The 20,116-nt window shown below is 71.7% G+C and carries 17 protein-coding genes; 5 read left to right on the forward strand and 12 right to left on the reverse strand.

Features of this window, described 5'->3' with window-relative positions:
* Positions 1-28: 28 nt before the first annotated feature.
* Positions 29-3,298, reverse strand: coding sequence for a S8 family serine peptidase (locus M8J74_RS19470; protein WP_249837645.1), 3,270 nt, complete (start codon positions 3,296-3,298; stop codon positions 29-31).
* Positions 3,299-3,459: 161 nt separating this feature from the next.
* Positions 3,460-4,002, reverse strand: coding sequence for a CGNR zinc finger domain-containing protein (locus tag M8J74_RS19475; protein ID WP_249837646.1), 543 nt, complete (start codon positions 4,000-4,002; stop codon positions 3,460-3,462).
* A gap of 116 nt (positions 4,003-4,118) precedes the next feature.
* Between M8J74_RS19475 and M8J74_RS19480 the strand changes: the two genes are divergently transcribed.
* From M8J74_RS19480 to M8J74_RS19495, 4 genes are all read left to right on the forward strand, one after another.
* The gene (locus M8J74_RS19480; RefSeq protein ID WP_249837647.1) at positions 4,119-4,565 is read left to right on the forward strand and encodes a VOC family protein; all 447 of its coding nucleotides are present in this window, start codon (positions 4,119-4,121) and stop codon (positions 4,563-4,565) included.
* 15 nt (positions 4,566-4,580) lie between these two features.
* Positions 4,581-5,468 carry a pyridoxamine 5'-phosphate oxidase family protein gene (locus tag M8J74_RS19485; protein WP_249837648.1) on the forward strand — a complete coding sequence of 296 codons (888 nt, stop codon included), beginning with the start codon at positions 4,581-4,583 and terminating at the stop codon, positions 5,466-5,468.
* Between the two features lie 9 nt (positions 5,469-5,477).
* Positions 5,478-5,936 (forward strand): NUDIX hydrolase, encoded by a 459-nt coding sequence (locus M8J74_RS19490; protein WP_249837649.1) that lies wholly within the window; start codon positions 5,478-5,480, stop codon positions 5,934-5,936.
* A 245-nt stretch (positions 5,937-6,181) separates the two neighbouring features.
* On the forward strand, positions 6,182-7,939 hold the full coding sequence (locus M8J74_RS19495) for a TIGR03767 family metallophosphoesterase (RefSeq protein ID WP_249837650.1): 1,758 nt from the start codon (positions 6,182-6,184) through the stop codon (positions 7,937-7,939).
* A gap of 84 nt (positions 7,940-8,023) precedes the next feature.
* Here the strand turns inward: M8J74_RS19495 and M8J74_RS19500 are convergent, their stop codons facing one another.
* Both M8J74_RS19500 and pepN read right to left on the reverse strand, forming a co-directional pair.
* On the reverse strand, positions 8,024-9,070 hold the full coding sequence (locus tag M8J74_RS19500) for a hypothetical protein (protein ID WP_249837651.1): 1,047 nt from the start codon (positions 9,068-9,070) through the stop codon (positions 8,024-8,026).
* 207 nt (positions 9,071-9,277) lie between these two features.
* Entirely contained in the window at positions 9,278-11,857 is a 2,580-nt protein-coding gene (pepN, locus tag M8J74_RS19505; RefSeq protein ID WP_249837652.1) for an aminopeptidase N, read from the reverse strand.
* A gap of 153 nt (positions 11,858-12,010) precedes the next feature.
* Here pepN and M8J74_RS19510 point away from each other — a divergent pair, with 153 nt between their 5' ends.
* Entirely contained in the window at positions 12,011-12,673 is a 663-nt protein-coding gene (locus M8J74_RS19510; protein WP_249837653.1) for a mycothiol-dependent nitroreductase Rv2466c family protein, read from the forward strand.
* Between the two features lie 11 nt (positions 12,674-12,684).
* Here M8J74_RS19510 and M8J74_RS19515 read toward each other — a convergent pair whose 3' ends face one another.
* The 8 genes from M8J74_RS19515 to M8J74_RS19550 form a co-directional block, all read right to left on the reverse strand.
* A complete protein-coding gene (locus M8J74_RS19515) occupies positions 12,685-12,891 on the reverse strand; it encodes a hypothetical protein (protein ID WP_249837654.1) in 207 nt (68 codons plus the stop codon).
* Between the two features lie 91 nt (positions 12,892-12,982).
* Positions 12,983-14,410, reverse strand: coding sequence for an FGGY-family carbohydrate kinase (locus tag M8J74_RS19520; protein WP_249837655.1), 1,428 nt, complete (start codon positions 14,408-14,410; stop codon positions 12,983-12,985).
* Positions 14,411-14,423: 13 nt separating this feature from the next.
* Complete coding sequence (locus M8J74_RS19525; RefSeq protein WP_249837656.1) at positions 14,424-15,446, reverse strand: 2-hydroxyacid dehydrogenase; 1,023 nt, start codon at positions 15,444-15,446, stop codon at positions 14,424-14,426.
* A complete protein-coding gene (locus tag M8J74_RS19530; protein WP_249837657.1) occupies positions 15,443-16,522 on the reverse strand; it encodes an ABC transporter ATP-binding protein in 1,080 nt (359 codons plus the stop codon). Before M8J74_RS19530 ends, M8J74_RS19525 begins: the two co-directional genes overlap by 4 nt.
* Positions 16,500-17,324, reverse strand: a complete 825-nt coding sequence (locus M8J74_RS19535; protein WP_249837658.1) for a DeoR/GlpR family DNA-binding transcription regulator — start codon at positions 17,322-17,324, stop codon at positions 16,500-16,502. Before M8J74_RS19535 ends, M8J74_RS19530 begins: the two co-directional genes overlap by 23 nt.
* Entirely contained in the window at positions 17,321-18,406 is a 1,086-nt protein-coding gene (locus M8J74_RS19540; RefSeq protein ID WP_249837659.1) for an ABC transporter ATP-binding protein, read from the reverse strand. The genes M8J74_RS19535 and M8J74_RS19540 overlap by 4 nt, the downstream gene beginning before the upstream one ends.
* On the reverse strand, positions 18,403-19,233 hold the full coding sequence (locus M8J74_RS19545) for a carbohydrate ABC transporter permease (protein WP_249837660.1): 831 nt from the start codon (positions 19,231-19,233) through the stop codon (positions 18,403-18,405). Before M8J74_RS19545 ends, M8J74_RS19540 begins: the two co-directional genes overlap by 4 nt.
* Positions 19,230-20,111, reverse strand: a complete 882-nt coding sequence (locus tag M8J74_RS19550) for a carbohydrate ABC transporter permease (RefSeq protein ID WP_249837661.1) — start codon at positions 20,109-20,111, stop codon at positions 19,230-19,232. The genes M8J74_RS19545 and M8J74_RS19550 overlap by 4 nt, the downstream gene beginning before the upstream one ends.
* Between the last annotated feature and the right edge of the window lie 5 nt (positions 20,112-20,116).

The raw sequence follows: 20,116 nt of genomic DNA on the forward strand, positions 1-20,116 counted from the left end.
ACGCCCGCCCCCACCTGTGCCGTTCCGGTTACTGCGTGACCTTCTCGATCTTCACGCTGCCGGTGCCCGCGACCGTGCCGCGGGCGTTGACCAGCTGCACCTGGCCGAAGAACGCACGGCCCTCCGGGGCGGCGGCCGCCGCGCTGACCGTGCCCGAGACGGTCGCCGAGGCGCCCGTGCCGAGCTTCACCGGCGCCGACTCGTCGACGGTGACGGTGCCCAGGGATGGGGAGAAGAAGACGTCCTGGTAGTCGTAGGCGGTGGAGCCGGCCGGGACGGAGTAGCCCGCGACCTCGACGGTGTACGTGCCGGCGGCCGGCGAGGCGATGGAGACCGCCTCCTCCGAGTCGCCGTCGGCGGACTGGCCGACGACCGTGCCCGCGGCGTTCCTCACCGTCAGGTCGAGGTCGGCGGAGGCGTCGGAGACCTTGCCGATGGCCACGTCGAGGGACTTGGCGCCCGCCGGTACCTCGACCGTCGTGGTCTGCGTCTCGCCCTGCTTGATGGTCGGGCGTGCCGACTTGGCGGAGCCCAGCGGACCGCCGGCCAGGTGGCCGTCGATCGCGGCGAGCGTGTTCGTCACCTTCCAGGAGACGGGGGCCGGCGTGCCGACCTTCGCCTCGGGCACGGTCACCGTCGCCGGGTCGAAGGCGGCGCCGTAGACGGCGACGTCCAGCTTGTACGGGTTGTCGAGCAGCGGCGAGGTGCGGCGCGACTCGACCTCGATCTCCCAGACGCCGGCCTGCGGGTCCGCGTACGCGCGCACGTCGGGCTTGCAGCCGTTGCCGTCCAGGTAGTTGTTGTAGCAGTACGGCGTGCTGGTGTTGTCGACCGGGACGCCGTAGGGGTGGATCGCGATGAACCGGGTCTGGCTCTTGTCCTTCAGCCCGCCGATCGCGACCTCCAGCGACTTGGCGCCCTCGGGCACGGTCACGAAGTACGACTGGGTGCTGTTGCGCTGCACGGTGTTCGCGGCGGAGAAGGTGTACTTCACCGGCGTCGAGACCACGACGGTGGCCAGGATCTGCTTGTCGACGCCCTCGGTCCGCGGGTCGTCGACCTCCAGGATCGCGCTCTTGAGACCGGCGGAGCGCGGCTTGGCCTGCACCTTGACGGTCACCGGCTGGTTCAGCGGCAGCCGCACCTCGTCGTCGCCGACGATCCGGAAGGTGTCACCGGCGTTGTTGGCGAGGTGCAGCTCGTGGCGGATCGCCTTGTCCGGGCCGGAGGTCCGGGTGACGGTGATGTCGTACGTCTTCTTCTCGCCGGCCTTCAGGCCGCCCTCGCGGTCGTAGAGGCCGGTGCCGAAGCCGGGCGTCTTCAGGGCGTAGTCGATCGCGGTGTCGACCGGCGCCTTGACGGTGTAGTCGTGGGCGGTGGCGCCGTGCCGGATGGCGTCCCAGGCGTCGACGATGTCGATGCGGCCCGCGCCTTCCTCGTACGCCTGAACGCCCTTGATGTGACCGGCCGTCGAGGTCAGCGCCGTGCGCAGGTCGGCGGGGGTCAGGGCGAGGCCCTTCTGCTTGGCGGCGCTCAGCAGCAGCGCGGTGGCGCCGGTGGCCTGCGGGGACGCCATCGAGGTGCCCTGCAGCATGGAGTAGCCGGCCGGCAGCGTGTAGCCCGCCTCGGCGACCGGGGAGCCCGGCAGCCAGGTCTGGGTGGTGTTGATGGCGGCGCCGGGGGCGACCAGGGTGGGCGTGAAGCCGCCGTCCTCGCGCGGGCCGCGGGAGGAGAAGGGCATCATCGCGTACTTCTTCTCCACGGCCGAGCCGTAGTTGGCGGCCCAGGTCTCCTTGGAGATGGCGGCGCCGACGGAGATCACCTTGTCGGCCAGGCCCGGGTCGCCGATGGTGTTGGCGCCGGGGCCGGAGTTGCCGGCCGAGATCACCAGCTGCACGCCGTAGGTGTCGATGAGCCGCGTGTACAGCTCGGAGCGGGCGTTGTTGCCGTCGTTGAGCGCCGGCAGGCCGCCGATCGACATGTTGACGATGTCGACGCCGCGGTTGACGACGAGGTCGATCATGCCCTCGGTGAGCGCGACGTTGGTGCAGCCGCCGCTCCAGGTGCAGGCACGGGAGGAGACGATCTTCGCGCCGGGGGCGGCGCCGTTCATCCGGCCGCCGAACAGGCCGTTGGCGGCGGTGATGCCGGCGACGTGGGTGCCGTGCTCGGACTCGATGACGCCGATGTTGACGTAGTCGGCCTTGGAGCCGGAGGAGTTGTAGACGACGTCCTTGCGGATCTCCACGACGAACGGGATGCGCTCGACGACGTCCGTGGACGGGTCGTCGGTGCCGAAGTAGCCGATCTGGAAGCCGTCCTTGTACGGCTTCATCGGCACGTCGTCGGTGAAGTCCAGGTTGTCGTTCGTATCGACCCGCACGGTGCCGGAGGCCGCGTCGTAGAGCACGCCCCACGCGTCGGTCGTGTCGCCGTCGCGGTTCAGGTCGCCCTTCATGTCGCCACCGGTCGTGGCGGACTCGTACATGTAGTTGAACTTGTACGAGCCCTCGGGCGCCTTGAAGGTCTTGCCGCCCAAGGTGAACACCGGGCCGGAGACCGCGGCGGTCATCCGCCGCCAGGTGCCGTCGCCGTCGGTCACCGGGTCCGTCGCCGTCACCCAGTCGACGATCTTCCGTTCGCCGGTGGTGGTCTTCTGCAGCGCCGGGTGGCCGAGGTCGACGCCCGAGTCGAGGATGCCGATGGTGACGCCGCGGCCGTCCGCCTTCGGGTGGTCCTTCACGAAGTCGACGGCACCCGTCTCGAAGGACGGGTTGTACGGGTTGCGGGCCGGGGTCTTCTTGCCCGGGGCCGGGTAAGTCGTGTCGTGCGAGGCGGACTTGGCGCCGCCGGTCACGGCGGGGTCGTCCAGCGGTATCTCGTTGCGCAGGTCGATGCCGTGCACGGAGGGGAGCTTCGCGGCGGCGGCGATGGCCGAGTCGGCCTTGCCGGTCGGGACGGTGGCGCGGACGTAGCCGAGCTTGTCGTACGTCCTTCCGACCGTGCCGCCCTCGACCGCGTCGAGCTCCTTGGCGACCTGCTCGGTCTGCCCGGGCGCGGTGGCGATCATCATCGTGACGTTCTTGGCGCCGTCGGCCTTGGCGTCGGCGAGCAGGTCCGCGTCGTCGGAACCGAGCTTCTTCTGCGCGGACTTGACGGTGCCGTCCGCGGGCGCGGTGGCGGCGGGCGGGCCGTCGGCGGAGAAGGCCAGGGGTATGGGCCCGGCCGCGGAGAGCGCGGCGGCGAGACCGGCGACCACGGCTGTGCGGGCCACGCGTCTCTGGGGGGTGAGGGTCATCGGCATCCCTTGTACGGAAAGGAACGTGCGAACGACCGCAAAGCTTTACGCAAGGGACAGTTGTTTGGCAGATGTTGACCGAAACGAGATGGATGTATGGGGAAAACCCCCGATGCCCTTTACTGGCATAGGCGATCAAATCGGTTGAACCGCCCGGACCTTCACGCTTCCTTCGAGCGCGCGTAATGCCGGGACGCCTTGGCCCGGTTGCCGCAGGCCGCCATCGAGCACCAGCGTCGCGTGCCGTTGCGCGAGGTGTCGAAGAAGTGCAGGACGCACGCGTCGTGCGCGCAACCGCGGATCCGGTCGGGTGCGGTGGCCAGCAGCTCCAGGTAGTTCCGGGCGGCGAGCCAGGCGGGCCCCCAGGCCGGGTCGGCGAACTCGGCCAGCTCGCCCGGGCCTTCGGGGGTGAGTGTGGCCCGGATCCTGCCGTGCGCGAGGACCGCGTCCACGGCCTGCGCGCCCTCCTCCAGTGACCCGTCGACGGCCTTCTTCAGTGCGTCGCGGGCCCGCAGCAGGTGCCGCAGGGTCGTGGCGTCGGCGGTGAAGCGGTCGTCCAGGGCGTTGGCCGCGAGCCACACCGCGAGCCCGTCGGTGCCGGTGAGCAGGTCCTGAAGCACGCCCTCCCGGTTCCACCGCGTGTTGAGCAGGTCGAGCGCGAGGGGCTCGCCGGTGAGAGGGCGCGGGTCGCGGGCGGGGGGCATGGGGGCTCCTTCCTGGCTAACCGCTCAAGGGTACGTGACCGGTTGCACTCTCGTCCTATAACCCCTAACCTCATGTACGAGGGTTAGATCCGAGAAGGTCCGTCACAAGGAGAGACATGACGACGCTGCGCACCGGCCACATCGGCCTGAACGTCACCGACCTCGACCGTTCGCTCGCCTTCTACCGCGACGTGCTGGGCTTCGTCCTCGTCGCCGAGGGCAAGGAGGACGGCAGGCGGTACGCCTTCCTCGGCGACGGCGAGAACCTGCTCCTCACGCTCTGGCAGCAGGCGGACCAGGCGTACGACGGCGCCCGTGCCGGCCTGCACCACCTCGCGTTCCAGGCGGACTCGGTCGAGCGGGTCAGGGAGTACGAGGCGGCGCTGAAGGCGTACGGCGCCGACTTCGCGTACGAGGGCGTGGTGGCCCACCGCGAGGGCGCCGCGTCGGGCGGCATCTTCTTCCACGACCCCGACGGCACCCGGCTGGAGATCTCGGTGCCCAGCGGGGCCGAGGGCGCGCCCGTGCCGGTCGAATCGGCTCCGACCTGCGGTTTCTTCTAGGCGACGGGGGTGCTCATGGACGTGTATCACGAGGGTGCGCGGGCGCTGCAGGAGCGGCTCGGCGTGCGCGACACCGCCGACCACGTGGGCCGGATGGTGGGGGAGGGCGTCAAGCCGGTGGCGGCGGCCTTCCTGGAGTCGCAGCCGCTGCTGGTCCTGGGCGCGGCGGACCCGGCCACGGGCCGCGTCTGGGCCTCCGCGCTGACGGGCGCCCCCGGGTTCGTCCGGGCGACGGACCCGCACCGGATGTCGGTGACCGGCGCGGTGCGGGAGGGCGACCCGCTGGCGCGGGCGTCCGCGACCGCGGGCACGCCCGTGGGCACCATCGCCCTGGACCCGCGCACCCGCCGCCGCATGCGCCTCAACGGCCGGCTGCGACCGACGGCGCGGGGGTTCGCGGTCACGGCGGAGAAGGTCTTCGCCAACTGCCCCAAGTACATCCAGCGCCGGCAGTCGTACGAGGTGGTGGACGGACGCACGCCGGACAGTCCCCGCGTCGGCACGGAACTGACCGACGGCCAGCGGGAGTTCGTCGCGGCGGCGGACACCTTCTTCCTGGCCACGGCCGGCCCGGGAGGCGTGGAGGTCAGCCATCGCGGCGGCAACCCCGGGTTCGTGCGGCCGGTCTCCCCGCGTGAACTGACCTGGCGGGACTACCCGGGCAACAACATGTTCCTCACCCTCGGCAACATCGAGGCCGACCCCCGTGCCGGACTGCTCCTCCTCGACTGGACGACGGGCACCACCCTGCAACTGACGGGCGAGGCGCGGACGGTGTTCGGGCCCGACGGGGAACGCGCGGTGCGCTTCACCGTGAGTGAGGCCGTCGAGACGCGGTCCGCGCTCCCCCTGCGCTGGTCCGCGCCGGAATACTCACCTGCCAATCCGCCGCTGCCGGGCTAACTTCCCGGTGTGCGACAGAAATTGAGGGTGGCGGCCTACGCCGTGTGCGTCCGCGACGACCGACTCCTGCTGGCCCGCGGCACCGGCTTCGACGGCCGGCCCGAGTGGACCCTGCCGGGCGGCGGCATGGAGCACGGGGAGGACCCCTACGACACCGTCCTGCGGGAGGTCGAAGAGGAGACCGGCTACCTGATCGAGGTCACCGGCCTCCTCGGCGTCCACACCAACCGCTTCCGCGTCCCCCGCCGCCTCGGCCGCACCGTCGACCGCCAGGGCCTGCGCCTGGTCTACGAGGGCCGCGTCACCGGCGGCGACCTGCGCCACGAGATCGGCGGCTCCACCGACATGGCGGCCTGGCATCCGATGACCGACGTGAGCGGGCTGAACCGGGTCCGGCTGGTGGACGTCGCACTGACGCTGTGGCGGGAGCGGCCGGTCACCGGACACGTGACGCCGGGCACTCCCTGAAGGCCGCGGAACACCTCCCCTACCCCGGAAGATGAACACGGAGCGACCGGTCCCCGGCCGGGCGACGAGCACCCGTGAACGCGCGGGGTGCCCGTAGATCCACGTACGGTGATCGGCGTTGCGCGTTGCGGTCTCGTTCACGCGCAGGTCATCCCCGGTGCCAAGCATCCAGAGCGAGCGGGTCGTTCGCGCGAGCGAAAACCCGCGACCACTGCCGACGCGTCCGCACTCGGGGAGATCGCGCCATGTCGCGCACACGCTCTGTCGCCACCAGCACGCCGGCGGTCAACCGCCGTACCGTCCTCGCCGCCACCGGCGCGGCAGCCGTCTCCGCGGGCGTCGGGTTCGCCCTGCGGCCGACCGACAGCCAGGCCGCCGCCGCCACCGAGCCCCACCAGGCGGTCGTGGCGCAGTCCCGCCGGGCCGCGGCCGCCCCCCTCGCGCCCTACACCAAGGGCACCACCCTCGCGACCGTCGCCGCCCCGCGCACCAGCACGCCGTACCGCCGCCTCGGCGACGGGCCCGGCTGGAGCCGCGTGGTGCGCGGCGAGCTCGCCGCCGCCAAGTCCGGCCGCGCCGGCCGCCGTACCGCGCTCGCCGCCTTCGTGCAGCTCACCGACCTGCACCTGATCGATGCCCAGCACCCGATGCGGCTGGAGTACCTGCGCTCCACCGACCCGCACGCCTGGCGCCCGCACGAGGCGCTGACCGTGCAGGGCGCCGTCTCCCTCGTGGAGCGGATCAACGCGCTGCGCGGCGCCCCGGTCACCGGCTCGCCGCTGCACTTCGCCATGACCACCGGCGACAACACCGACAACAACTCCCAGACCGAACTGGAGTGGTTCCTCACCATCATGAGCGGCGGCCGGATCACCCCCAACTCGGGTGACCCGCGCCACTACGAGGGCGTCCAGAACAGCGGTCTGAAGCTGTACTGGCAGCCCGACTCCACGGTCCGCGACGGCGACAAGCAGCTCGGCTTCCCGCACCTCGCCGGCTTCCTCGCCGCCGCCACCCGCGAGGTGCGGAGCCCCGGCCTGAACCTGCCGTGGTACTCCACCGTCGGCAACCACGACGCCATGCCGCTGGGCTGCTACGGCCACGGCGACTCCTGGCTTGCCGAGTACGCCGTCGGCGGCAAGAAGCTCATGTCGCTGTCCGCGTCCGAGGCGAAGAAGCTCCAGGACCACATCAAGAGCGGCAACGACCCCCAGGGCCACGCCTTCCGGGACCTGCTGAAGGCGCACGCCCGCGACATGCGTTCGGTCACGGCGGACGACCGGCGCGCCCCCTACACCCCGGCCGACTACCTCAAGGCCCACCTCGACCCCGCCCACCGCGGCCTGGGACCGGTCGGCCACGGCTACTCCTCCGCCAACCTCGCGGCCGGCACCCAGTACTACACCTTCCGCATCGCCGACGACGTCATCGGCATCAGCATCGACACCACCGACCCCGGCGGCCACTACGAAGGGTCCATCGGGACGGCCCAGTTGAACTGGCTGGACAGGCAACTGCGGGACAACAAGGACTCGTACGCGATCGTCTTCAGCCACCACACCAGCAAGACGATGACCAACACCGGCCACGCCGACCCCTCCCGGCCGAACGAGCGCCGCCACAACGGCCAGGAGGTCCTCGCCCTCCTCGGCCGTCACGCCAACGTGCTGGCCTGGGTCAACGGCCACATCCACCGCAACGACATCACCCCGCACGCGACCTCGGGCGGACGCTCCTTCTGGGAGATCTCCACCGCCTCGCACGTCGACTACCCGCAGCTCGCCCGCGTGATCGAGATCGCCGACAACAAGGACGGCACGCTCTCGCTGTTCACCACGCTGGTGGAGTCCGCCGCCCCGCACCGCACCGACTTCTCCGACCTCACCCAGACCGGCCTGGCGGCTCTCTACCGCGAGCTGTCCTACAACGCCCCCGGCGCCAACAAGACGCTCGGCGGCGGCGCTGGCGACCGCAACACCGAACTCGTCCTCAAGAAGGGCTGACACCCACCGGCATACGAGGAGGGGCCGCCCGGCGGTCGCCGGCGGCCCCTCCTCTCCCCTCCTGATACCGGCCCCGGTCCGTCACTACCGGGGCAGCACCACGACATAGGCGGCCGGGTCCCGGTCGCCGGAGGCCATCAGCGCCGTGCGGACCACCGCCGCCTGCTGCTCCATCGTGTCCCGCAGCTTGCGCGGGGTGATGTGGACGACCGTGATGCCGAGCCGCTCCAGGGTCTCCCGCTTACGGGCGTACTCCGACCACATCGCGTCCTCGTCCTGGCGCGGGGCGCGGGTGTCCAGCTCCACGGCCACCGCCTGCTCCGGCCAGTACGCGTCCAGGCCGCCCAGATGCGGGCCGCCGGGCAGGCGCAGGTCGACGTTCCACACCGGGTCGGGCAGGCCGTGCTCCCGGACCATGCGGTACAGGCGGTCCTCCGCGATCGCGCGCCCCTCCGCGAGCAGCGAGTCCACCGCGTCCACCACGTGCGGCCGGCTCAGCAGCTTGGCGTTGTTCAACTCCCGCACCACCGAAGCCGGTTCGCAGTGCCCGCCGCGCACCGCCTCGGTCAGCAGCCGGCGCACCACGCCCGCGTCCGACAGCTCGGACACCGCGTCGGCCAGCGCGCGCGGCACCGGGGCGACGGGAACTCCCGTCACCGCCTCGGGAGTCGGCAGGGCCGGTGTGCGCACGATCCGCGCGCAGCCCGTCGAGCGCAGCCGGCGCAGCCGGGGCACCAGGACGTCGATCCTCTCGATCGACGGCAGCGGGGGCGCGGACGTGAAGCCGTGCAGGGTCAGGGCCGCCAGCCCCGTGATCATCGCCTCCGGGTACACCGAGCGGCGCGGGTCGTCCGCCGCCGGCTGGGCGGGCACCCCGGGGGCCGACTCCCGCGCCGCGTAGGTCAGCACCGCGTGCAGCCGCTCCTCGCCGGTCGGCGGGCCCGGGTGGAGCAGGAAGACGCCCGGGAGGAACTGCTGCCAGGCGCCGCCGGGGCGGCACCGCTCGTTGATCTCCGCCGACGTCACGCCCTGGGCGCGCAGTTGGGCCGTGGTCAGGACGCGGCGGTGCACTTCGGTCAGGTGGCGGAGGGTGTGGGGGGAAGCCGGGGGGAGCGGCGTGTTGTGGTTCATGGCGAGGAGGTTCCCGCGCCTGGCGCCCCCCGTAACCGCTGTTACACGCCCGTCGACAAATACGGACAAGGCCGCACTAAAGGACGGGTGTTCGGATGCCGAGTAGGGACGGAAAACCCCTGGTCCGTTCGGGTGTGGACCAGGGGTTACGGCTGTGATTGCCTGAATTCCGTAACGGTGACCGAGCGGGCAAGCTCAGGCCAACGATCAGCCTTCGTCCGCCGCCGCGTCGCACGCCTGTCCGCGCAGCGCCCGCGCCAGGTCGTCCCGCGCCTCCAGCACCAGCCGGCGCAGGGCGGGCGCGGACTCCTCGTGGGCGGCGAGCCAGGCGTCCGTCGCGTCCAGCGTGGCCTGCGAGTCCTGCAGCGCCGGGAACAGACCCCGGACCACGTCCATGCCGATCTGGATCGACCGCTCCTGCCACACCCGCTCGATGACCTCGAAGTACTTCGACGCGTACGGCGCGGTCAGCTCCCGCTGCGAGGGCTGGCCGAAGCCCGTGATCGTCGCCTCCACCAGCGCGTTGGACAGCGCGTCGGACTCCACCACCTGGGCCCACGCCTGCGCCTTCACCGCCTCCGAGGGTCGCGCCGCCAGGCAGCGCACCTGGTGCCGCTTGCCCGACGCGGTGTCGTCGCGGGCCAGTTCGGCGGCGAGGACCGTCTCGTCGGCGGCGCCGTGCGCCGCCAGCGGCTCCAGGAACGCCCAGCGCAGCTCCTGGTCGACCTCCAGCCCGTCGATCGTCTCGGTGCCCTCCAGCAGGCCCCGCAGCAGCCGCAGATCGTCCGGCGCCGATGCCACCGTCGCCAGGAACCGCGCCCACGCCAGCTGCTGCTCGCCGCCCGGACCGGCCGCCCGCAGCTCGCGCAGCGCGCCCTCGGCCAGCAGCAGCCCGCCCCTCTCCCGCCACGCCGGAGCCGCGTAGTGGACCAGCGCGGAGTTCGCCCAGGCGTGCAGCATCTGCAGTACGCCGATGTCCGACTCGCGCCCCGAGAAGCGCAGCACGATCCCGATGAACTCGCGGGCCGGCAGCAGCGCGTCCCGGGTCATGTTCCACAGTGCCGACCAGCACAGGGCGCGGGCCAGCGGGTCCGTCATCGCACCCAGGTGCTCGCGCAGGGTGGCCAGCGAGGTCTCGTCGAAGCGGGTCTTGCAGTACGTCAGGTCGTCGTCGTTGACCAGCACCAGCTCCGGCGCCTCGGCGCCCGCCAGTTGCGACACGACCGTACGCGCGCCGTCGACGTCCACCTCGGCGCGCGCGTACCGCTCCAGCGCGCCCTCGGAGGTGCGCCGGTACAGGCCCACGGCCACCCGGTGCGGCCGCAGCTCGGGGTGCGACTCCGCCGCCTCCTGGACCACGGCGAGCTCGTCGACCCTGCCCTCGGCGTCCAGCAGCACCTGCGGCGTCAGCGAGTTGACCCCGGCCGCCTGCAGCCACGAGCGCGCCCACGCACCCATGTCCCGGCCGCTGGTCTCGCCCAGCACCGACAGCAGGTCGCCCAGGCGCGTGTTGCCGTACGCGTGCCGCTTGAAGTAGCGCCGGGCGCCCTCCAGGAACGCGTCCTGGCCGACGTACGCCACCAGCTGCTTGAGCACCGAGGCGCCCTTGGCGTAGGTGATGCCGTCGAAGTTGAGCTTCGCGTCCTGCAGGTCGCGGATGTCGGCGGTGATCGGGTGCGTGGAGGGCAGCTGGTCCGCGCGGTAGGCCCACGCCTTGCGGCGGTTGGCGAAGGTGATCCAGGCGTCCTTGAACCGGGTCGCGCCGACGTTGGCGAAGGTGCCCATGAAGTCCGCGAAGGACTCCTTCAGCCACAGGTCGTCCCACCACACCATGGTGACCAGGTCGCCGAACCACATGTGCGCCATCTCGTGCAGGATCACGTTGGCCCGGGCCTCGTAGGAGGACCGGGTCACCTTGCCGCGGAAGATGTACTCCTCGCGGAAGGTCACCAGCCCCGGGTTCTCCATCGCGCCGAGGTTGTACTCGGGCACGAACGCCTGGTCGTACTTCCCGAAGGGGTACGGGTAGTCGAAGTGCTCGTGGAAGAAGTCCAGGCCCTGCTTGGTGACGAGGAAGACGTCGTCGGCGTCGAAGTAGGGGGCCAGCCCCTTGCGGCACATCGCGCCGAGCGGGATGTCGAGGCGGGTGCCGTCGGGCAGCGTGCGCGCGTAGGAGTCCGTGACGTAGTGGTACGGCCCCGCCACCACGCAGGTGATGTACGTCGAGATCGGCTTCGTCTCCGCGAACCGCCAGATCCCGTCGGCGAGTTCGCCGGCTCCGTTGCTCCACACCGTCCAGCCCTCGGGCGCCCGCACCTCGAAGCGGAACGGGGCCTTGAGGTCGGGCTGCTCGAAGTTCGCGAAGACACGGCGCGCGTCGGCCGGCTCGTACTGGGTGTAGAGGTAGACCTCGCCGTCCTCGGGGTCGACGAAGCGGTGCATGCCCTCGCCGGTGCGCGAGTAGGCGCACTGCGCGTCCACGATCAGCTCGTTCTCCGCGGCCAGGTCCTCCAGCAGGATGCGGGAGCCGTCGAAGACCTGACCGGCGTCGAGGTCCTTGCCGTTGAGTGAGACGGAGGTCACACCCGGCGCGATCAGGTCGGCGAAGGTGGCGGCTCCGGGCTCGTTGCAGCGGAACCGGATGGTGGTGACCGAGCGGAAGGTGCGCGGCTCCGCGTCCGTCCCGCCCACGGCCGACCGCAGGTCCAGGGACACCTCGTACCCGTCGACGGACAGCAGGGCGGCCCGCTCCCGGGCCTCGTCACGGGTCAGATTCTCACCGGGCACGGGCGGTACTCCCTCGACAGGTGTTCGGTATGTGGACACGGTTTCCTGCTGATCCTGCCATGCGGCCTCGGCGGCGGGCACCCGGCAAGGCCGGGAATGGGGACGGCCCCGCCCGGCGTTGATGGTTGAAACGAACACTTTCCTAGGAGAGCCATGCCCGAGACCGCGAGCACCTCCGCGAAGACCCCCGTCGACTTCTGGTTCGACCCGCTGTGCCCCTGGGCCTGGATGACGTCCCGGTGGGTGCTGGAGGTGGAGAAGGTCCGCGACATAGAGGTCCGCTGGCACATCATGAGCCTGGCCGTGCTCAACGAGGACAAGCTCGACCAGCTGCCCGAGGAGTACCGGGACATGCTGGCCACCAAGGCGTGGAAGCCGGTGCGCGTGGTGACCGCCGCCTGGCAGAAGCACGGCGCGGACGTCCTCGGCCCGCTGTACACCGCGCTCGGCACCCGCATCCACAACAACGGCGAGGGCCCGACCCTCGAGGCGATCGCCGGCGCCCTCGCCGACGTCGGCCTGCCCGCCGACCTCATCGACTACGCCGACCAGGAGGGCTTCGAGTTCGACGCCGAACTGCGCGCCTCCCACAAGGAGGGCATCGAGAAGGTCGGCCAGGAGGTCGGCACCCCCGTCATCGCGGTCCCCGGCGCCGACGGCGAGCAGATCGCCTTCTTCGGCCCGGTCGTCACCCCGGCCCCCAAGGGCGAGGAGGCCGCCCGCCTCTGGGACGGCACCCTCGCCGTCGCCTCGGTCCCCGGCTTCTACGAGATCAAGCGCACCCGCACGAAGGGCCCGGACTTCAGCAACCTGTAGGACGCCGGGCGCTAGCTCTTGTCGGGCTCGGGGAACTTGGCGCCGTCCCCCCAGTCCCCGCGCCGCTGGTAGCGGCGGCAGCCCTCACGGGTGCAGACCATGTAGGAGCCCAGGCGGAGGTGGTTCGCTATCCGCCCGCGGACGTACTCCCGCTCCGCGGGAGTGAGCGGGCGGAAGTCCTCGTAGGTCCCGCAGTCGTGGCATCGCCAGGACTCCATGCGTCCCCCTCCGGTTCCCGATGAAGGCTCGGTGACCGCCTCCGGCCCTGTGAGCGTAGGTTCTCGCAGGGCCGGTAGGGTACGCCCGGAATCAGTCCCTTCGCGCCCGTTTCCGGGCCTGCGCCAGCCTCTCCAGGTGGTCTTCGAACTCCTTCGCGTAGTACGCCGCCCGGGACGGGTCCGGTTCCACCACCGTCGTCGGTTCGGTCCACGTCGTGGTGTCGAGGGTCACCCCGTAGCGCGCGGCCGCCGCCAGGACCGCGCCGCGGGCGCCCACTTCGCCCTCGATCACCCGCAGCGGGCGGCCCAGGACGTCCGCCAGCAGCCGCATCCACGCGGGGCTGCGGGTGCCGCCCCCGCAGACGGCCAGCGTGCCGGTCAGGCCGGCCGCCTTCAGGCAGTGCCGGGCCGCGAACCCGATGCCCTCGCAGGTCGCGCGGATCAGGTCGGCCTTCGTCGACTCCAGCGACACCCCGGTCAGTTCGGCGCGCAGCCGGGGCTCCACGAACGGCGCCCGCTCCCCGGACGGGGCGAAGTACGGCAGGACCCGCACCCCGTGCGCGCCCGGCGGCGTCTCGGCGAGCAGGGCGTCGACCTCCTCGTGGGCGACGCCGGTCGTCGTCAGCACCCAGTCCAGGGCCGCCGTACCGACCATCGCCGGCATCGCGCGCAGCCAGTACCCGGGACGGTCGGTGCTGATGTACAGGCCGGCCGGCTCACCGGTCAGGTCGAGGTCGGTCGTCGCGACCAGGCCGGCCAGACAGGTGCCGACGATCAGCAGACCGTCGCCCGGGGAGGTCACCCCGGCGCCGAGCGCGCAGGACGGCAGGTCGTAGGGGCCGTTCGCCAGCCGCGTGCCCGCCGGGAGCCCTTCGCGCGCCTCCGCCGTGGCGACCGGGTCGCTGACGGGGGCGAGCAGACCCCGGCGGTGGGTGAGCCCGAGCAGCTCCACGACCCGGTTGTCGTAGGCGCGGGTGCGCGGGTCCAGGAACGGCATCGAGGCGTCGGACACGTCCGTCGTGGGCCGGGAGCGGCCGGTCAGCCGCTGGAAGACCATGTCCTTGCAGTAGACGGCCGCCCGCGCCGCGTCCAGCGCCTTCGGCTCGTGGCTGTCCAGCCAGGCCAGCAGCGGGCCCGGACAGCCCGGGAACATCGCGCTGCCGGTGCGCCGGAACACCGTCTCGAACGTGCCGTCCGCCAGCCACCGGTCGACCAGTTCATGGGCCCGGCCGTCCATCCAGGAGGCGGCGGCACGCACCGGGCGGCCGTCGCCGTCGACCAGCCAGACGCCGTCGCCCTGGCCGGTCAGCCCGGCCAGGGCGACGGGTCCGGGAGCGCGGGAGGCGAGTTCCCCGAGCACGGCGAGGACCGCGGAGTACACCTCCTCCATGTCCTGCTCGACGACGCCCCCGTGCAGCGCCAGACCCACCGGGCGGGCGGCGACGGCCAGTTGGCGCCCCTCGTCGTCGAACGCGGCGGCCTTCACCATGGACGTGCCCACATCGATACCGACGTACATCTCGCCTCCCGGGTCAGGTCAGACAGTGCGCCAGCGGCTCCCCGCGCACCCAGCGCGCCACTTCCTCCGCGGCGATCCGCGCCGCCTTCTCGGCGACGGCGCGCGAGGCGCCGCCCAGGTGCGGGGTCAGCACGAGGCGCTCGGCCAGCGCGTGCAGCCGCGAGTCCGCCGGCAGCGGTTCCGTCGCGTACGTGTCCAGGGCCGCCGCCGACAGCCGTCCGCCCTCCAGCGCGTCGCACAGCGCGTCCTCGTCCAGCAGCGGCCCGCGCGCCACGTTCACCACCACCGCGCCCTCGGGCAGCAGCGCCAGCTCACGGGCGCCGATCAGGCCCCGGGTCTCGGAGGTGAGCCGGGCGTGCAGGGTGATCACCCGGGAGCGGCGCAGGAGCTCGTCGAGGGAGTGCACGCGCAGGCCGTGGATCTCGCCGCGCACGTAGGGGTCGTGGACCATCACCTGCGCGCCGAACGCGCACAGCGCGCGGGCGACCCGGCTGCCGACGGCGCCGTAGCCGACGAGCCCGACCGGCAGGTCCTCCAGCTCCAGGCCGCTGTGCTCGTAGGTGTAGTACGTCGCCCCCTGCCAACTTCCCCGCCCGGCGAGGAGGTTGTGGGCCTGGGGGATGCGGCGCAGGGCCGACAGCAGCACGCCGACGGTGAACTCGGCGGTCGCGGCGGCGTTGCGGCCGGGGGAGAAGCAGACGCGGACGTCGTGCCGCTTGGCCGCGTCCAGGTTGACGTTCACCGGCCCGCCCCGGCAGACGACGACCAGGCGCAGGCCGGGGCAGGCGTCCAGGACGCGTTCGGTCACCGGGCCCATCTGGGTGACCAGCACCTGGGTGCCGGCCAGTGCCTCGATCAGCTCGTCCTCGGCGTCGCTCGCCTCGGTCACCTCGGCCACCGGGCCGAAGGGTTCCAGCGGCCAGCCGAGGGTCAGTTCGGCCACCTCGCAGGGCAGTTCGTCGCCGATCGCCCGCCGGATCAGCGACGGCAGGATGAAGTGGTCGCCGGCCGCCAGGACACGTACGTGTTCGCTCATCGCAGGGAGTCTCCCGTCTCGGCGTCGAAGACATGGGTGAGGCGCGCGTCGGCGGTGACCCGGACGGCCTCGTCGTGGCTGAGGCGCACCTCGGGGCCGGTCAGGACGACCAGGGGGCGTTCGACACCGGCCAGGGCGAGGGTGGCGATCCCCGCCTCCAGCAGCGGCTCGTGGGCGACGACCCGGGCGGGCAGGCCCTCGGCGCCGGTGAGGGACAGGTCCTCCGGGCGGATCCCGACGACGATCTCGCGGCCGGGCGGGACGGGGACGGGCAGTGCCACGCGCACGGAGCCGGAGAGGCGGGCGTGGGCGTCCTCGTCCGCGACGGCGGGCAGCAGGTTGATCGCGGGTTCGCCGACGAAGTCCGCCACGAACAGGTTCGCGGGGCTGTCGTAGATCTCGTACGGGGTGCCGAGCTGCTGGATCACGCCGTCCCTCATCACCGCGATGCGGTCGGCGAGGGAGAGCGCCTCCTCCTGGTCGTGGGTGACGAGGATGGTGGTGTGGCCCAGGTCCCGCTGGATGCGCTTGAGTTCGCGGCGCGTGGTGTCGCGCTGGGCCGCGTCGAGGTGGGACAGCGGTTCGTCGAGGAGCAGGACGTCGGGTTCGCGGATCAGGGCGCGGGCGAGGCAGACGCGCTGCTTCTGGCCGCTGGAGAGGGTCGCCGGGTGGGAGTCGAGCAGAGGCGTGAGATCGACCCGGGCGGCCATGTCAGCGACCTTGCCGGCCACTTCGCGCCGGTCGCCGCCCCGGCGGGCCCGCAGGCCGAACGCCAGGTTCTCGGCCACGGTGAGGGGCGGGTAGAGGGCGTAGTTCTCGAAGGCGACGCCGATGTTGCGGGCCTGCGCGGGCAGCGCGGTCACGGACTTCCCGGCCACCAGGATGTCCCCGTCGGTCACCGTCTCCAGGCCGGCGATCATGCGCAGGGTCGTCGACTTGCCGCAGCCCGAGGGGCCGAGAAGGCCGAGGAGCTCCCCGGAGCGCAGGGTCAGGTCGAGGCCGCGTACGGCGGTGACCGGCGGCCGGCCCCGGGAGCGGTAGGTCTTGCGCAGGTCACGTAGTTCCAGTTCCGTCATCGCCGCCCCTCATCGCGCAGATTTCGTAGGTGACCTTGTGCTCGTCCAGGTCCCGCAGTGCCTCGGCCGGCGCCCCGTCGTCCACCAGGAGCAGGTCGAAGCGGGAGAGCGGAACGACCCGGTGCAGGGCCGTGCGGGCCAGCTTGGTGTGGTCGATCAGCAGGACGCTGCGGGCGGCCGAGTCGAGCATCGCCCGCTTCACCGACACGATGTGCTGTTCCTGGTGGTAGGCGTAACCCCCGTGCACGGCCGATGTGGAGGCGAAGCAGAGGTCGACGCGCAGCGACTGGACCGCCTCGACGCAGGAGACGCCGAGGAAGGAGGAGTGCAGGGGGTCGTAGTCGCCGCCCAGGGCCATCAGATGGATGCCCCGCCGGCCGGACAGCAGGTTGATCGCCTGGAGGAAGTTGGTGACGACCGTGAGCGGGGTGATCTCGCCGTGGCGCAGGCGGCGGGCTATCTCCAGGGTCGTCGTGGAGTCGTCCAGCATGATCGCCATGCCGGGTTCTATGAGGGCGAGCGCGCGGTCGGCGAGCGCCGCCTTCTCGGCGTGCATGGTCTTTAGCCGGTACTCGACGTTGGACTCGAACACCCCGGACGGCTGGGCCGTCACCCCGCCCCTGAACTTCCGTACGATGCCCTGCCGTTCGAGTTCGTCGAGGTCGCGGTGGATGGTCATCAGGCTCACCCCGAACCGCTCGGCGAGCTCGGCCGCCGTCGCCGAGCCCTCGGCCAGGACCTGTTCGGCCATGGCGGCCTGGCGGGCCGCGGGCCCCTGCTGTGCACCGGTGCTGCTGCTCATCGTTTCCCGATCCGTCGTCCTGGGCCCTCGGGCCCGTCGGCCTCGAACAGCAGCAGGTTCTCAGGCCGCACCGTCAGCCGTACCGGATCGTCGGGCCGCAGACCGGCCGTGTCGCCGCGCGGGGCGACCAGCGAGACGTGCTGGTCGCCCAGCCGGACGGTGACCTCGACGGACCGGCCGAGCACCTCGGTGACGTACACGGTGCCGGTGAGTTCGTGGCCGGGCGCGGTGAGGGAGAGGTCGCGCGGGCGCACGCCGACCAGGACCTGCGTGCCCGCCGGGGCGGCCGCGCGGACGGGCAGCTCCACCTTCCCGTCCGGCGACCGGAAGCCGCCGTCCTCGGTGACCGTCCCCGGCAGCAGGTTGATCCGCGGGCGGCCGAAGGCCCGGGCGACCTCGGTGTCGTGGGGCTCGTACCAGATCTCCTCGCGGGTTCCGGTCTGGACGATCCGGCCGTCGCGGATCACTCCCGTCCGGTCGCCGAGGGCCAGGGCCTCGACCGAGTCGTGGGTGACGTAGAGGGTGGTGGTGCGCTGGACGTCCCCGATCGCCTTCACTTCGGCGCGCATCTGCTGGCGGAGCTTGGCGTCCAGGTGGGAGAGGGGTTCGTCGAGGAGGAAGGCGCGGGCGGGCCGGACCAGGACCCGGCCGAGGGCGATCCGCTGCCGCTGGCCGTTGGAGAGCCGGCCGACGGGCCGGTCCAGCAGGGCGCCGATGCCGAGGAGTTCGGCGACGGCGTGGACGCGGTCGCGGGCCTCGGCGGCGGGCAGGCGGTGCCGGGGGGAGCGGAGCGGGGAGACGAGGTTGTCGTAGGCCGACTTGTGCGGGTAGAGGGCGTAGCTCTCGAAGCACATCGCCACGCCCCGGTCGTAGGGCTCGACGCCGGCCATGTCCTCGCCGTCGAGCAGGACCGTGCCGGAGTCGGGGCGTTCCAGGCCGGCGACCGTCTTGAGGGTGGTGGTCTTCCCGGCGCCGGACGGGCCGAGGAGGCAGAAGAACTCCCCTTCGCGGACGTCGAGTTCGAGCCCGTCGAGGGCGGTGACCGGGCCGTACGCCTTGCTGATCCCGCGCAGCCCGATCACGACTTCACCGCCCCGAAGGACAGGCCCCGCACCAGATAGCGCTGGATGGTCAGGGCGAGCAGCAGCGGCGGTACGACCGAGACAAGGGCCGCCGCCGCGGTGAGGTTGTACTTGGGGCGGTCGCCGCCCAGGAAGGACAGCGCGCCGACGGTCACCGTCTGGGCCTCGTTGGAGGTGAGGATCAGCGGGAAGACGAAGTTGTTCCAGGCGAAGATGAACGCCAGCAGGGACACGGCCGCGACGCCCGGCTTGACCAGCGGCAGCGCCACCTTGAAGAAGGCCTGCTTGCGGGTGTAGCCGTCCAGCAGGGCCGCCTGCTCCAACTCCGGTGTGAGGTCGGCGAAGTAGGACCGCATGATCCACACGATGAGGGGGAGCGTGACCAGTTGCAGAACCCAGATCATGCCGACGTACGTGTCGAACAGCCCGAGCTTCTGGTACAGCACGAACAGCGGGATGATCACCGTCAGTTCGGGTGCGAAGCGGAACGACAGCAGCGTGAACATCAGGTTCTCGGAGCCCTTGAACCGCCAGCGCGCCGAGGCGTAGGCGGCGGGCAGCCCGACGAGCAGGGACAGCGCGACCGCGCCCACCGACACCACCAGGCTGTTGACGAAGAACCGCACGAACGGGATGCCCTCGCTGTCGCCGAGCACCGTCCGGTAGGAGCCGAGGGTGGGGGTGAAGGAGAAGTAGGTGCTGAAGAGCTGGTTCGCGGGCTTGAGGGACAGGATCACCATCCAGGCGATCGGGAAGAGCGCGAAGACGAAGTAGAGGATGAGAGCCGCGTCCGCGAGGACGCCCAGCAGACGTTTCCGCACGGTCATTTGGCCTCGGCCGCCTTCCGCTGGATCCGGCCCAGGTGTTTCACCAGCACCATCGCGGCGAGGTACACCACGGCCCACAGGACGATCGTGTAGCTGATGCCGAAGCTGTAGCGCTGGAAGCGGATGGCCTCCAGGTAGGCGCGGATCTGCAGGACCACCGTGGAGTCACCGGGGCCGCCCTCGGTCAGGGCGTAGATGATGTCGAAGACCTTCAGCGAGTCCATGAACCGGAAGATCACCGCGACCAGCACGTACGGCCACAGCATGGGCAGCGTCAGCCGCCGGAAGGTGTACCACCAGCCCGCGCCGTCCACGGCCGCCGCCTCAAACGGGGAGGTGGGCAGCGACCGCAGACCGGCGAGGGCGAGGATCGCCACGAACGGGGTGTAGACCCAGACGTCCACGGCGATCGACGACAGCAGCGCGCCGGCCGGGGTGTCCGTCCACTGGACTCCCCCCAGTCCGACGGGTTTCAGCAGATGGTTCACCACCCCCACCGACGGCTGGAGCATCAGCTTCCACATGATCGCCGCGATCACCGGGGCGATCATCAGCGGCAGGATGAGGATCTTCTCCAGCACCCGGCCGACGAGCGAGGAGCGGTGCAGCAGCAGGGCGACGGCCACCCCGAGCACGGTCTCGGCGGCTGCGGCCCCGACCGCGTAGAGGACCGTGACCCAGGCCGAGTTCCAGAAGGCGTCCTGGGTGAAGACGGTCTCGTAGTTGTGCAGCCGCACCATGTCCGGCTGCGGTTTGCTCGCCGAGAAGTCGAACAGCGTGTAGTACAGGCCGAGTCCGAACGGGTAGAGGATTCCGCAGGTCAGCAGGAGCGCCGGGACGATCAGCAGGTACGGGCGCAGGGTGAGCCGCCAGCCCATGGCCG

The sequence above is a fragment of the Streptomyces panaciradicis genome, assembly GCF_023516615.1.
In the GTDB taxonomy this organism is placed as follows: Bacteria; Actinomycetota; Actinomycetes; order Streptomycetales; family Streptomycetaceae; genus Streptomyces; species Streptomyces panaciradicis.